This is a genomic window from Cohnella sp. LGH (genome assembly GCF_017671885.1).
GTDB classification, from domain to species: Bacteria; Bacillota; Bacilli; order Paenibacillales; family Paenibacillaceae; genus Cohnella; species Cohnella phaseoli.
In genome coordinates, this window is the sequence record NZ_CP072117.1 from 8,506,209 (window position 1) to 8,520,420 (window position 14,212).

General features: G+C 56.3%; 12 protein-coding genes and 1 pseudogene. 2 read left to right on the plus strand and 11 right to left on the minus strand.

All coding sequences use genetic code 11. The annotated features are described in order from the left end of the window. Nucleotides 1-111: 111 nt before the first annotated feature. From J4772_RS35085 to J4772_RS35110, 6 genes are all read right to left on the minus strand, one after another. Nucleotides 112-939, minus strand: a complete 828-nt coding sequence (locus J4772_RS35085; protein WP_209073422.1) for a TIGR02452 family protein — start codon at nt 937-939, stop codon at nt 112-114. Next, the gene (locus J4772_RS35090; RefSeq protein ID WP_209073423.1) at nt 914-1,501 is read right to left on the minus strand and encodes a riboflavin biosynthesis intermediates N-glycosidase; all 588 of its coding nucleotides are present in this window, start codon (nt 1,499-1,501) and stop codon (nt 914-916) included. The genes J4772_RS35085 and J4772_RS35090 overlap by 26 nt, the downstream gene beginning before the upstream one ends. Beyond that, the gene (locus tag J4772_RS35095; protein ID WP_209073424.1) at nt 1,498-2,394 is read right to left on the minus strand and encodes an NUDIX hydrolase; all 897 of its coding nucleotides are present in this window, start codon (nt 2,392-2,394) and stop codon (nt 1,498-1,500) included. Before J4772_RS35095 ends, J4772_RS35090 begins: the two co-directional genes overlap by 4 nt. Nucleotides 2,395-2,449: 55 nt before the next feature. After that, nucleotides 2,450-3,481, minus strand: a complete 1,032-nt coding sequence (locus J4772_RS35100; RefSeq protein WP_209073425.1) for an AAA family ATPase — start codon at nt 3,479-3,481, stop codon at nt 2,450-2,452. Next, the gene (pnuC, locus tag J4772_RS35105) at nt 3,478-4,158 is read right to left on the minus strand and encodes a nicotinamide riboside transporter PnuC (protein ID WP_209073426.1); all 681 of its coding nucleotides are present in this window, start codon (nt 4,156-4,158) and stop codon (nt 3,478-3,480) included. The genes J4772_RS35100 and pnuC overlap by 4 nt, the downstream gene beginning before the upstream one ends. Nucleotides 4,159-4,281: 123 nt before the next feature. Then, complete coding sequence (locus tag J4772_RS35110) at nt 4,282-5,625, minus strand: aminotransferase-like domain-containing protein (RefSeq protein ID WP_209073427.1); 1,344 nt, start codon at nt 5,623-5,625, stop codon at nt 4,282-4,284. A 106-nt stretch (nt 5,626-5,731) separates the two neighbouring features. Here J4772_RS35110 and J4772_RS35115 point away from each other — a divergent pair, with 106 nt between their 5' ends. After that, the gene (locus J4772_RS35115; protein ID WP_209073428.1) at nt 5,732-6,664 is read left to right on the plus strand and encodes a DMT family transporter; all 933 of its coding nucleotides are present in this window, start codon (nt 5,732-5,734) and stop codon (nt 6,662-6,664) included. 48 nt (nt 6,665-6,712) lie between these two features. On the opposite strand, the pseudogene J4772_RS35120 reads toward J4772_RS35115, so the two are convergent. From J4772_RS35120 to J4772_RS35140, 5 genes and pseudogenes are all read right to left on the minus strand, one after another. Beyond that, nucleotides 6,713-7,087: pseudogene (locus tag J4772_RS35120) on the minus strand (DUF1905 domain-containing protein); the annotation flags it as partial. A gap of 209 nt (nt 7,088-7,296) precedes the next feature. Beyond that, on the minus strand, nt 7,297-7,467 hold the full coding sequence (locus tag J4772_RS35125; RefSeq protein ID WP_209073429.1) for a hypothetical protein: 171 nt from the start codon (nt 7,465-7,467) through the stop codon (nt 7,297-7,299). Further along, a complete protein-coding gene (locus J4772_RS35130; RefSeq protein WP_209073430.1) occupies nt 7,464-9,122 on the minus strand; it encodes an FAD-binding dehydrogenase in 1,659 nt (552 codons plus the stop codon). The genes J4772_RS35125 and J4772_RS35130 overlap by 4 nt, the downstream gene beginning before the upstream one ends. A gap of 44 nt (nt 9,123-9,166) precedes the next feature. Then, entirely contained in the window at nt 9,167-10,396 is a 1,230-nt protein-coding gene (locus J4772_RS35135; protein WP_209073431.1) for a deoxyguanosinetriphosphate triphosphohydrolase family protein, read from the minus strand. Beyond that, nucleotides 10,365-10,943: a guanylate kinase gene (locus J4772_RS35140; protein WP_116063921.1), complete on the minus strand. Its 579-nt coding sequence runs from the start codon at nt 10,941-10,943 to the stop codon at nt 10,365-10,367. Before J4772_RS35140 ends, J4772_RS35135 begins: the two co-directional genes overlap by 32 nt. A gap of 165 nt (nt 10,944-11,108) precedes the next feature. Here J4772_RS35140 and J4772_RS35145 point away from each other — a divergent pair, with 165 nt between their 5' ends. Next, nucleotides 11,109-14,186 carry a hybrid sensor histidine kinase/response regulator gene (locus J4772_RS35145; RefSeq protein WP_371822805.1) on the plus strand — a complete coding sequence of 1,026 codons (3,078 nt, stop codon included), beginning with the start codon at nt 11,109-11,111 and terminating at the stop codon, nt 14,184-14,186. Nucleotides 14,187-14,212 lie beyond the last annotated feature (26 nt).

Genomic DNA, 14,212 nt, shown 5'->3' on the forward strand with positions numbered 1-14,212 from the left:
TTTTCTCGAATTTAAAGCCGATAATCCGCTCTATTTCCTTCAAAATGGGCCGTTTCGCGCATTTAAGGCGGATTTTCCGCTTTATCGCATGATCGTTCCAACTTCCTGTTCTCATCCAAACTCCCGCTCAAAGGCGCTAATACATTTTCCATCCTTGGCGTCCAGTACGGAAAAACGGATTTCACCGAACAGAGCGCCATACCCTTCCGAGTCCAGCAGCTCCCTCCACCAGGCAGCCACCTTGACCGGATCGTTGCGGAACACGCCGCAGCCGTAGGCTCCGAGGATCAAATTCTCATCCCCCATCGAAGCAAAAATCGCAAGTGCGAGCCGCATCCGGTCCTTCATCGCCTGCTCGGCCTTAGCCGGATCTTCCCCTTTCAACAGCACCTGTCCGAAGTTGACTGCGGGCAGCGTCAGCACCGAGGCCGTCACCGGAGCATGCAGCAATTCAAACCGTTCATCCCGGAAAAAAACGACGTCGGGGGAGTAGATGGCATTGTCGGTGTACATCATGGACGAGTAAGCGCGGTTGGCTTTGTAATATTCATCGTTGCGCAGCAGCGTACCGTATAGTCCGCTGGAAGCGGCCAAGCTTTCCTCCTGAGCCATGGCTCCGTTCAGGAAGCCTCCTCCGGGATTTTTGGCGCTGGCGAAATTCAGTACGCCGACGCGAGGCTTTCCGGCTTTCGCGAAATCCAGAATCGCCTTGACGGTCGGTTCATTGGCGACGGAACGGCGATCTCGCCCTGCCGCGGACCGCATCTCCGGGATTTGTACCCGGGCTTCCATCTCTCGCCCTTGCTCCGGGGGGATCAGCACGCTGGCTTCCTCTGAGCGCTTCTGCTGCGCCGAGAAGTCGATCCGTCGCCCCTCATATTCGTACCAACCTTGTTCCATCATGCGTACGGTCTCATGCGCGATCTCTTTGCGGTTCATTCGTATTCCCTTCTTTCTGTAGCAGCTCGTCGCGCGCCTCGGTCAGCGCAAAGCCGAGCAGATTTCTTCCCCGCCATTGCAGCAGATTGTCCGCGTTCGGATTGGACTGCCCCATGCCGATGCCCCAGATGCGGTCACGAGGGCTGGCCTCGACCAAAATGCGATTGCGGGTTGACTTCAAGAAGTCCCAAAGCTGCGGGTTTTGCGAAAATTTAGCCAAGCAGCCCCGCTTCACGATCTCGTAGCAGCGACTTTCCCACACGTCCTTGTCGAAGTTTCCTACGGAGCGGCCGAACGCCTTCATTTCCTTAGGATGCTTGGCCTGCATAATTGCCGCCAGCATCTCGCCGTCTCCGAACAGCCTCGCCTTCTCGGCCATCATGTACTGCTCGGTGCAGGAGTACTCCGTTCCTTCTATTTCAAAAGGGCTCATCCACCATTGGCTTAAGCAGCTCTGGTTCACGCTCCCGTCAGCAGGCGGCGTATGGCCCCAGAAAAACAAATATTTAAACTTGCGGCCCGCCCGACAGGCGCTCCGCAGCTGTTCCAAATCGTAAATCATCGCAATTCCTCCAAATTTCTGCGATATAAGCGGGACGGACGATGACCGGCGTTTTCCGTGTAATGGTCCGTCTCGGCGACGAGATCGGCCACTTTGCGCCGGAAGGCGGCTTTCAGCAGCTCCTTGTCCAGAATGACCTCGTACACCTGCTGCAGCTCCGTCAGCGTAAACAGCTTCGGCATCAAATGCAGCGCGATATCCGTATAGTTCACTTTGCCTCGCAGACGTTCAATCGCGTACGCGATAATTTGGGCATGATCGAACGCCAGCCCGTCGTTGGACACGACCCTGTAGGACGTGCTGGAAGCCGTCTCGGTTACCGTTTGTGCCCGCTCCACGATCGCGGTCAACTCGCCGTGCTCCGACACCAACCTAAGCTCGTGCTGCTGCGTTCTCACGTATCCGCCGTCCTTAAGCAGCTCCTTCCCTTCTCCCAGAAGACGGTAAGCCACCTTAAACCACGCGGCGTTCGCCGCATCGTCTCCCGCCCGCACCTGCACTTTGCCGGCATCGATCAGCGCCATATACGAGCAGCTCATCACCCATGTCCGAGGATCGCGCCCAATATCGCTAAACGTGTATAGCTGCTCCAGATAGACGTTGTCCACGCCCGTTTCCTCGCTCAGCTCCCGCTGTGCGGCCTGCTCCGTTGTCTCCGTCGGCCGAACAAAGCCGCCCGGCAGCGCCCAACGTCCCAGATAGGGGTGGCCGCCGCGCTGGATGAGCAGAACCCTCAGCTCCTTCTCCGGAAGCTTGCGGTAGTTGTCTTCTTCCTCATCCGTCACGGTGAAAATGACCATATCCGCCGCCACGGAAGGCCGCTCGTAGTCACCTGCGCTATACCGCTCCAAAAACTCCCTCTCCGTCAAACCATCGCGATCCCGCACGTCCATTTTTTTATCCCCGTCCAATCTCGTTCGTTCTGCCCTTACGCTCAAACCTGCTCGCTCACGACAATCTGCTCGAACCTCTGTCGACCAGCTCTCCGAAAAAGTTGCTATAAGGCATAAACCGAGCCAGTACCTCGTCGACCTTGCTCATTCGTTCCTCCAGGTCGCCCCTCAACGTGATGTAGGGAATCCTACGCTGCTTCAAATCCGCGATGATCTGCTTGTGGAACACATGGCGCTTCTGATCCCCGCTCCGGTCCCATGTATCGTCATACGGAATGTCGTCGTCGCACAGGAAGAACAGGTCGTACCGCTGCGCGTTCTCGAGCGCAATCCGGGTAAGCAGCTCCGGCGCCGTTCCGTGATAATCAAGCGCGAACATATAGGTCGTAATCGCATTAGTGTCCACGAACAAGTAGCGATTCGCCTCCAGCAGCGCCTGCTCTTCACGTTCGAGGTGGCCGATCGCAATCTCGTCGAAGGCCGGCAGATCGATTCTGCGGTCCACTTGATGCTCGGTCCAGTAATCCCGGCCGTATTCGCTTGCAAACGTCGTTCCGTACCGTTCGGCCAGCGCCTCGGTAATCGTGGATTTCCCCGTCGACATCGCTCCTACGAAGACGACTTTAACGATCAAGTCCCGATAGACGATATCGCTGACGAATTCCCGGTATTTGTACGGATCGGAGCGAACCATCGTCGCCGAGATCGGCACGACGCCGCGCGCTTCGTCCACCCGCCGGTCGATTGCGCCGAGCGCCTTGCTCATATGCTCGCCATAAAACTCGCTGGAATAGAAATGCGTCACCTGCTCGCCGTTCAACAGTCCGAGAATGTACTGTTCCTCGCGAATCTCGTGCTCCCGGTCGTTCGAATAGCCGTCCGGCCCGTCCCACGCCTCAATGACTCTGACGGTCGGGTACAGCTTGCGAATCCAGGCGGCGCGAACCTGCAGCGGAACCGGAGTCACATCCGTCTCGTAAATGACCACGATCAGCTCGTCAACCTCGCGCAAAGCCGTCTCGAACATATATTGATGTCCCTTATGCAGCGGGGCGAATTTGCCCAGCGTTAAACCCAACGTTTTCATGCCCGCGCCTCCCTTGCCCCTTTATTCCACGTGTAGTAGCCGTATATCGCATTGACCAGATACGCGCTCCACATCACGATCATCAGCAGGCCGTCCGGGCTGCCGTCCGCCGTTCGGATCACCCACAGCAGCACCGTGAAAACATTAAGCACAATGTAGACAAGCCATTGCTCCTTGTATCTTCTCACCATCAAAATCGTCGCCACAATCGATAAAACAGTCGTCAGCGCGTCGATGTAAGGCGAATTCTGCCCCTCGATCAACGACAGGCCATACCCGAGAGCACCGCTGCCCGCCACGCAGATCGCCGCCACAATCACCAAACCTCTAATGTCCAGCTGCCTCATACTAACCTGTTGATTGCCGCGAAGATGCTTCTTCCACATAACGAAACCGACCACATTCATCGGCACGAAGAACAGCAGGTTCAGTCCCACCTCGCCGAACAGCCCGTTCGTGTAAGCCAGATAAGCGTAACCGAACGTATTGTACATTCCGAACACGTAAGTCATCAGATTGCCTTTGGCCGCCAGTACGACGCAGAGGACGCCTGTGAGAAACACGGTAAAACCAAATACAGTATCCTTCATAATAACCGTCAACGCGATGGCGACTCCCGAAAACAATGCCAGCCATGCGATCTCGTAAACGTTCCAACTGCCCCACAGCTTCCTCATCCGTATCCCTCCGACTGCCGCCCGCCCATCGAATGCTGAAGCGAGCATCTTTGTAATGTTTTGATAATAACAATTTGTTAATATCAAAAATAACAGAAAGACCGACGGGATGCAATCCTTTTTCTACCGAAGCGTCGACAAAACCTCCGCCAACCGCCCGATCCCTTCCCCAATCCGTTCCGCCTCGACCATGGACACGTTCAGCTTAACGATTTTGCGCCTCGGGAAGTTGGCGAGATAGTTGATGTTCGCCGTCTCGACAACGACGCCCCTGCGCTCCGCGCCTTCGATCAGTCTATCTACATTCACGCGCCGATCCAGCTCGATATGCGTATGCATGCAACCGGTCGGCCCGGCCAGCCGGACGAGGTCCGGAAGCGCCGCGCCCATGACGCTCACCGCATCGTTCAGCGCTTGGGCGCGGCTGAGATACGGCGTTTGAATTTTGTTCCGGTGGTGATCGAACATACCACTCTGGATATAGATTTCAAGAGCCCCTTGGGAGATCATGGAGCTGTCGATATGAATGTACTTACGATATTGTTGAAAAGCGGGCATCAACGTCGGGGGCAGCACAGCCACGCCGATCCGCAGTCCCGGAAACATAATCTTCGAGTAGCTTTTCAAGTAGATGACGCGGTCACGCGAATCGTAGCTGTAGATCGGATCCGCCTTCGCATCCCGTTCGAAGTCTGCGAGAAAATCGTCCTCGACGATGTACACGTCATACTTATGCGCAAGCTTCAATATCGCAAGCTTCTCTTGCTTTGAATAGGACGTTCCGAGCGGATTGTGAAAGCGGGGCATCGTACAGAAAAACTTGATGTCGCCCTGTCGGAACAGCTCCTCCAGCCGGGCCAGATCGATTCCATGTGCGGTTCTTTCGATCCCGAGCGCTTTGCGGCCGAACCGATTCAAGTACTCCACGACCAGATGATAACCGGGCTGCTCGACGAGAATCGTCTCCTTTCCGTTCGGAAACGGCATCGACATCAGGATAAACAGCGCCTCCTGAACGCCGGACGTCACAATCAACCGCTCCTCCTTGGCGAACACCTGATGGCTTTCCAGCTGCTGTTTGGCAGCTTTCAGCAGCGCGGGCAGCCCTCTCTGCGTTCCGTAGCCGAACAAATCCCGCTGATAGAAATCCATCGCCTTGCGGATGCAGTGCTGGAATTCTGCATAAGGGAACGCGTTCCAATCCGGCGCAGCGGTCGCGAAGTCGTATTCGCCCCTTGGCTCCCGCGCGGACTGGAACGACCTCTTCAGCACGTAATGTCCGCTTCGCGGAACGACATAGGCCAGCTTCCGATTTTCCAGCTCCTTTAGCGCCTGGATTGCAGTACTCTTATTGCAGCGATAGACTGCGCAAAGCTCGCGAACCGAGGGCAGCTTTTTTCCCTCTCGATAGGTTCCCTGCTTGATGCCTTCCTCCAATTCGTCCGCAATCCGATAGTAGATATACATGCTCCCGCTCCTCTGTACCGGTACAGTTGCCGGTTTCTTTCATTGTAACCGAACTGTTTCGAGGTTACGATGTCGTTATCGCTATTTTCGTTTGGAGGATCCATCTATGAATCAGACCGGCAAAGCTTACATCGCAACGCTCGTTTACACCGCCATCATCGGCTTTTCTTTCCTGTTCGTGAAAATCGGCCTGACGACTGCCAGCCCGCTCGACACGCTGGCGCATCGATTCACGATCTCGCTGCTCGCGGCCTTGATCCCGGTGGCGCTCGGCAAGATCAAGCTCTCCCTCGGGCGGAAGGATCTACTCGCCATTCTACCGATCGCGCTGCTCTATCCGGCAGGCTTTTTTCTGTTCCAGACGTTCGGACTGGCCTATACGACGTCTTCCGCGGCCGGCATCATCCAAGCCTGCATTCCCGTGTTTACGCTGGTGATGGCCGCTTCCTTCCTGAAGGAGCATTCCACCCTGCAGCAAAAGCTGGCCATCCTGCTCTCTACGGGCGGCGTCGTCTTCATCTTCATCATGCAGGGCGTTCATCCGGCCGGCGCGTCTTTGCTCGGCTCGTTCCTGATTCTCTTGTCCTCTCTGTCCTCCGCCGGTTACAGCGTTCTCGTGAGGAGGACCAAAGGCAGGTTCTCTCCATTCGAGCTGGCGTTCGTCACGATTTCATTCGGATTTATCGTATTTAACGTCTCGGCGCTGATTCAGCATCAAGCCAGCGGTACGTTGTCCACCTATTTCGAGCCTTTGGGCGACAGCAGCTTCCTGATGTCCGTACTCTACTTGGGAATCGCGGCTTCGTTAGGAAGTGCGCTTCTGTCCAATTATGCCCTGTCCGTGCTGAAAGCTTCGCAGGTCAGCGTCTTCATCAACCTGGCTACTGTCATTACGATGGTGGCGGGCGTTCTGTTCCTGGACGAAAAGCTGTTTTACTACGACTTGATCGGAGCGGCCGTCATTATCGCCGGCGTCGTCTTCACTCAGATCCGACTGTTCCCGGCAGCTCCGGAAGTCAGACGTTCTCTCCTTCAGTGAAGCGATCGCTTTAACGATCCGTTTGCGCCTCGTCTCCTCCGTCTTGGCCTCTTCGATGGAAAGAACGATTCGCCTCTTGTTGCTGTAGGACAACCCTTCGAACGCCTTATGCGCGTCGGGCTCGTTGGCAAGCGCATCTACAAAGTCCTGCGGCACCTCCACCTCGCGAGGCTCGAGATCGAGCTCGATGCCGACTTCGACCTCGTCTCCGGCGGCGACTCCGGCCGCCATCCGGTTTTCCGCGCTTAACGTGATCATAAACCTTCCGCCCATAACGGCTACCGTCGTTCTGTACGTATGGCTGCCAACGGTGACACGGACCGCTGGCTTCTTGCCTTGGCCGAGAGAAGCCACTACCTCACCGGGCACCTGTATACCCGTGGCCGTCTTGCCGGCAAGCTCTACCGTCGTCTTGAATTTCATCGCGATCTCCTCCAATCTTTTTTCGAGCCCAAATCAACCCTATCTGCCGAGAAGAGCCAGTTGGACGATAATGCAATAGAGCGGAAAATCCGCCTTAAATGCGGGGACTCAGCCATTTTGAGGAAAATAGGGCGGATTCTCCGTTTTAATTTCAGGAAAAGCGGATTTTTTGAAAAATAAAGCGGGAAACCCGCATTAGTCGCGCCGAATCAGCCCCGCATCCGGAAATAAAGCGGAAGATCCGCTTTATTGGCAAATATGGAATCGACGGGATCTGCACCGCCATCGCGCACGCTAAGAGGTGCCGCACCTATCGCGCTGTTCCCCGCATCTCCATCCTTCAAGTACGAAACTTCGCAAATCCGATGTCTCCAGCTCATCCAATATCCTCCGCAGCCGCTCGCCCCGCCGTCCGGCCCGAGAACAGACAGCCGCCGAGGAAGGTGCCTTCCAGCGCGCGGTAGCCGTGCATGCCGCCGCCTCCGAATCCGGAAGCTTCGCCGGCAGCGTAGAGACCGGGGACCGGCGCACCGTCCGTGCCAAGTACTCGCCCGGACAGATCCGTCTGCAGGCCGCCGAGCGTCTTGCGGCTGACGATATGCAATCTTACGGCGATCAGCGGTCCGCTCTTCGGGTCGAGCAGCTTGTGCGGTCGCGCGACGCGTATGAACTTGTCGCCTTTGTACTGGCGCGCGCCGCGAAGCGCGATAATTTGCAGATCCTTCGTAAACGCGTTGTCCATCTCCCGGTCCCGCGCCAGCACCTGTCTCTCGATCTCTTCGAAGCTGAGCAGCCCTTCTCCGGTCAGCCGGTTCATTCCGGCCACCAGCTCCGCCAGATTGTCGGCCACGACGAAATCCTCGCCTTTGTCGAGGAAAGCCTGAACCGGAGCGGTAGGTCCCGGCAGCACCCGAGACAACACCTGCCCCACGCTCTTGCCCGTTAAATCCGGATTCTGCTCCGAGCCGGACAGCGCAAATTCCTTCTCGATGATTTTCTGCGTCAGAATGAACCATGAATAATCGTAGCCCGTGTGGCGAAGCGTCTCCAGCGTGCCGAGCGTATCGAAGCCGGGGAAATTGGGAGCAGGCAGTCTCTTGCCTCGGGCATCGAGCCATAGCGATGACGGTCCGGGAAGAATGCGAATACCGTGGTTCGGCCAGATCGGGCTCCAGTTGCGGATCCCCTCCGTATAATGCCACATCCGGTCCCGGTTCACGATACGCCCTCCGGCCTCTTCGGCAATGCCAAGCATTCTGCCGTCCACGTGGGCGGGAACGCCGGACAGCATATGCTTTGGGGGCTCGCCTAGTCGGCTCGGCCAGTTGGCTCGAACTAGATCGGGGTTGCCGCCAATCCCTCCGCTTGTGACAAGCACCGCTCGCGCACGGTATTCGAAGTCGCCGATGATGTCGCGGGAGCTGGCTTCTCCTCTTGCCGCATCGCTGGCTGTAAGTACGGAACCGCTTACACCGACGACCGCGCCTTGCTGGCGAATCAGGCGATCGACGCGATGGCGCGGCAGGTAGACGAGCCGTCCGCCGTCTCTATGCTCGCGGACTCGCCGTTCGAATGGCGCGACGATCGCCGGGCCCGTCCCCCACACGATATGGAACCTCGGCACGGAATTGCCGTGGCCTTCGGCCAAATAGCCGCCTCGCTCCGCCCAACCGACGATCGGAAAGAAGCGCACGCCCATGCCGTGGAGCCAGGCTCTTTTCTCGTCGGCGGCGAAATCGATGTAGGCCTCGGCCCATTTCCGCCCCCAATGATCCTCTTCGGCCCTGTCAAAGCCCGCAGAGCCCATCCAATCCTGCAAAGCCAGTTCCTTCGAGTCCTTGACGCCCAGCCGGCGCTGCTCCGGAGAGTCGACCAGAAACAGCCCTCCGAACGACCACCACGCCTGTCCTCCGAGCGATGCTTCCGGCTCTTGATCCAGCAACAGCGTTCTCTTCCCCTTGTCGGCAAGCTCGGCGGCGGCGACCAGCCCGGCGAGTCCCCCTCCGACTACGATCGCATCGAACTCTCTCTCCATGGAACCTTCCCCCTTATCGCGAATAGCGTCCCTTGTCGGTCGAATTACACGAGCCGGTTCAGCTCTCCCGCTCCATAATACTTCTCGTACTCGTGCATGGCGAATTGATCCATCATGCCGGAGATAAAGTCCGCTACGTTTCGCAGCCGCTCGGCCTCGTCGGCAAACATCCGATACTCCGGAGGAAGCAGCTTAAGATCGGCGTTGGTCCGCTCGTCGGCAAACACTTGAAACAAACCGCGCAGAACCTTCTCGCCCCTCTTTTCGTACAGCTGAACCGAGGGTCGACGCATTATCAGGAGAAACACAAGCTTTTTCAGCCCTCTGGCCAGCTCTCCGTATTCCTTGTAGTCCAGCCGCTTCTTCGCTTCGTTATAATGAATGTCGCGAATGAGACGATTCACGATGACCGACGTAAGCTCCTTGCGAAAAAGAAAGGAATATTCCTCCGACGAGCCTAGATGCCGACCTTTGTAGGCAAATTCCCGGCAGTCCTTGACGATCCGGTCCAACTCGCCGTAGGCTGTCTTGTACTTGTCGTCAATATGAAACTCGTACAGCAGATCGTCGATCGTAAACAGATTCTGGCTGAGGCAATCCTCCAGGTCATGCGCCGCATAAGCGATCTCCTCGGCCAGATCCATGATCTGCATATCGATCGTCCGCACCCGTTCCATTCGAATGCCGCGCTCCCCCAGCACCCGGAGAATCCCGTCGTAATCCTCGTCGTAGATGAATTTCTTGTTTTGACCTCCGTCATGCCTCCGAAAGTACTTAATAACGCCAAGCTGCGTTCGGAAGGTCAGATTCAGGCCGCGATAGGCATGATGCTTCTTCTCGAGCTTGCGCAAAATGCGCAGCGTCTGGGCGTTCCCCTCAAATCCCCCGATCTTGCCGACCAACTCATTCAGCACCGTCTCTCCATGATGGCCAATCGGAGGATTGCCAAGGTCGTGCGCCAGCGCGCACGCTTCGGCCACAAACGTGTTTTCGATGTCCATGTCCAAGGCGATGCCCCGGGCGATCTGTGCCACCTCCATGCTGTGCGTCAAGCGGTTTCGGATAAAATGATGCTGATCCACTCCGAGCAGCTGCATTTTCCCTTGCAGTCTGCGGAAGGAAGCCGAGTACAAAATTCGGGCGTAATCCCGCGAATATTCGTCTCGGCCCCGCTCGGCGGATTCGCCGGGATGAAGACGGAAATCCAGGTCTCGGACAAGCTCCGCCTGATCCCGCACGTATTCAAGCGTTATCGGATCGTAGTGATGCGCCATCGCCTTTCCTCAATCCTTCCCGAATGAAGTCTGCCAGCAGATCGATTTTGTTCAGATTGCCGTCCGTATTGTTGAGAATCAGGTCGCACACGGCCAACGCAGCAATCTCATCGTCGTAAGAGCTTAGCCGGGTGCGAATTTCCTCAGGGCTGTGACCCCGCGACGCAAGCCTCCTTCGGCAATCCTCTTGGTCCGACTTCACGCCGATCAGCAGCGTACGGTCGCGAAACAGCTCTCTCAGCCTTCCCGCGCCGGCTTTATCTAAAATGACGGAACGCGGCAGCCCCCCGCGAACGATGTCCTCGATCAGCTGCAGCGGCGTACCGTACAGGTTGCCGTGATACTCGGTCATCTCCACCATCTGTTCCCGTTCGTACAGTAGCTCCATCTCGGAACGGCTTTTGAAGAAATAGTCCGTCCCGTCGACTTCCCCTTCGCGCGGCGGACGAGAAGTCCACGTCACGATCCGGGGCAAGCCGAGCCGCGACTGAATCGTGCTTTTGCCGGAGGCGCTAGGCCCTTGAAGCACCACAAGCGATATCGACATATTGGCCTCCCTTGCTTTATCTGTTTAGACTTAATAGCCTTATTAGGCTTATGTTTACACTATACCTTCTTTTCGCCCGGAATGCAGTCCTGCGTAAACAAGGAAAAGCGGGAAAGAACGTCGAATGAATACGATACTATGAAGCGAATCCACGATTCTAAATTATTGAAATCCGCCGTCATCGCCAGCCTGTTTCTCGGCTTCCTGCTCGGTCTGAGATGGTTCTGGTCGGAAATTTTTTCTACTCCGGAGCATCCAGGCGTTGTTCAAGGCACGCTCGACTTGCGAGGCTGGGACTTTGACGCCAATCCCTCCATCCCGCTCGACGGGGAGTGGACGTTCTATCCCTTGGCTTTCGTAGACCGCGACAACGAAGCGAGCCAGCCGGCCAACGCCGGCAGGTCTATTCCCGTACCAAGCAAATGGATGAAAATCGGCATAGAGGAATTTGACGGCGCCTACGGTTATGGTACTTACAAGCTGCGCATTCTGATCGATCCCGATCCCGATCTCGACCTGAGCTTCTGGTTTCAGGAAATCGCTACCTCCTCCCGCGTACAGATTAACGAGGAGAAAGCGAACGAATTCGGCAAGATGGGAGAGAGCCAAGACAGCTACGTTCCCAATGCGAGAACGTATTTGCTGTCCTACGAAACGAAAGGCGTCGAAGAAATCGACTTATACATTCAAGCGGCCAACTTCGATAATTTCTCCAGAAGCGGAATCGTCCGTTCTATCCGAGTCGGCGCCCAGGACGCAATCGATACCGAACGATGGTACTCGATCGGCTTTCAGCTCGTTACTTTTGCGGTGCTGCTCATTCACGGCTTGTACTCCTGCATCCTGTTTATCTTCAGCCGCCGGGAGAAAGAATTTCTGATCTTCACGCTGCTGCTCTTCGCCGCCGGCATATCGGTCGTCACTTCCGACGAAATCCTCCTTCTCCACTGGCTGCCGCTCAATTATACGTGGCTGTTCAAAATCCGCCTTCTCTCGTATATATGGCTATCCATGCTCATTCTGATCATGGGGAGAATTTTCTCGGGCCGGACAGGAAAATCCACAGTATACCGGGTTTTCTTCGGATCGTTCGTGGCGTATACGTTATTTATCCTGGTCGCGAACGCTCAGCTCGTCACCTTAAGCTTCTGGCTTAAAATCTCGACCTTCTATTACTTGGTTCCTCTGGCGGGTTTCATCTGGCTGACCGTAAAAATGATGCTCGAGCGCAAAAATGACGTTTTCTATTTGTTCCTGGCTATAGTAAGCGTGCTGTCTAGCGTCATCTGGGGGATTGTTAAATATTCCGAGGAGAGTACGAATGTCTATTATCCGATCGATATTATCGTAGCGATCATCACATTCTCCGCCTATTGGTTTAAGCGCTACTTCCGCAACGCGGAGGAAAATACCCGGCTTAACGTTCAACTCAAGGAAGCGGACAAGCTAAAGGACCAGTTTCTGGCCAACACCTCGCACGAGCTGCGAACGCCGCTGCACGGGATGATGAATATGGCCGGCAGCATTTTAGAGCGGGAGAAGCTAGTGCTTGGCGAGAGAAGCGTTGCGGAGATGGAACTGCTCGTTACGGTGGGCCGGCGCATGTCGCATCTGCTCGACGATCTGCTGGATGTCGTCAGATTGCAGGAAAAGAGGATCGTTCTGCAGAAGGAGCCGTTGTCCGTCGCTTCAATCGCTTCCGGCGTCGCCGCTATGCTGAGGTTTATGACCGACGGCAGGCCCGTTCGACTCGTGACCGATATCGCGGACTCGCTCCCGCATGTGTTGGCCGACGAGAAAAGACTGGTACAAATTTTGCTTAATCTGCTGCACAACGCATTGAAATTCACCGATGTCGGGACGGTAACGATCTCGGCGGCCGCTGAGAACGGAAGGGTCGTTATTCGCGTCAGCGACACCGGCTCCGGAATGGACGAAAAGACGCGGCGACGGGTGTTCCTCCCTTACGAGCAAGGGACCCCGGGCATGAACGAGGACGGCGGCATCGGCCTTGGCTTGAGCATTTCCAAGCAGCTCGTTGAGCTTCACGGCGGCGAACTGAGCGTCGACTCCGAGCCGGGCGTCGGTTCCGTGTTCAAGTTTGCTTTGCCGGCAGCCGATCAGCCGCTGCCTAGCGCGGCCCGATTAGACGAAGCGAACGTCGGATATCGTGAAGCTGCCGCCGCACTCTTGCCCGAAACGCCTGCCGCCTCCCCGGCTTCCAACGCTTCGACGACGGCGGAGATCAATGCCGGAAATGCGAATATCCTTGCCGTAGATGACGATCCGGTCAACTTGAAGGTGCTTGCCGGCATTCTTTCATCCGAACCGTACAACGTCGTTACCGCGACCTCCGCCCGAGAAGCGCTTGAGCGGCTTGCCTTGGGCACATGGGATTTGGTTGTCGCGGACGTAATGATGCCGCAGATGTCCGGCTACGAGCTAACCGTCAAAATACGGGAACGCTTCTCGATGTCGGAGCTCCCGGTTCTTCTGCTCACTGCGCGCAGCAAGCCCGAGGACATTCAGGCCGGCTTCGTTGCCGGAGCCAACGATTACTTAACTAAACCGGTCGAAGCGACAGAGCTGAAATACCGGATCCGGGCGCTGACCGCCTTGAAGCAGTCCGTTGGCGAACAGCTTCGTTTGGAAGCCGCCTATTTGCAAGCTCAGATACATCCCCACTTTCTGTTCAACGCCCTGAACTCGATCATGGCGCTGAGCGACGAAGATACGGATAGGATGCGCAAGCTGGGGAACGCCTTTACTTCTTATCTGCGGATCAGCTTCGATTTTCTGAATTCCGGCAAGCTTGTTGAGCTATCCCACGAGCTGGAGCTTGTCAACTCCTATCTATACGTCGAGAAGGAACGGTTCGAGGACAAGCTGAACATCGTCTGGGAGGTGGAAGCCGATGTGAGTCCGATGCTGCCTCCGTTGACGATCCAGCCCTTGGTGGAAAATGCGGTTCGACATGGGGTCCGAAGCCGAGCTCAAGGAGGCACAGTGCGAATTCGGATTGCGCGACAGGACGATTGTGCGTTGATTGAGGTTTCCGACGACGGCATCGGGATGGATGAGGGGAAAATAGCTCGATTGCTGGATTGGGCGAACAGAGGCAAAGGCATCGGAGTGGCCAATACGAATCGCCGATTGACTCAGCTATACGGGCAAGGCCTGCTCATCCACAGCATTCCCGGCGAAGGGACGACCGTGTCCTTTCTCATTCCGCATCAAAGCTAGCGAGTTAAGCAAAAGAAAGCAAAAGG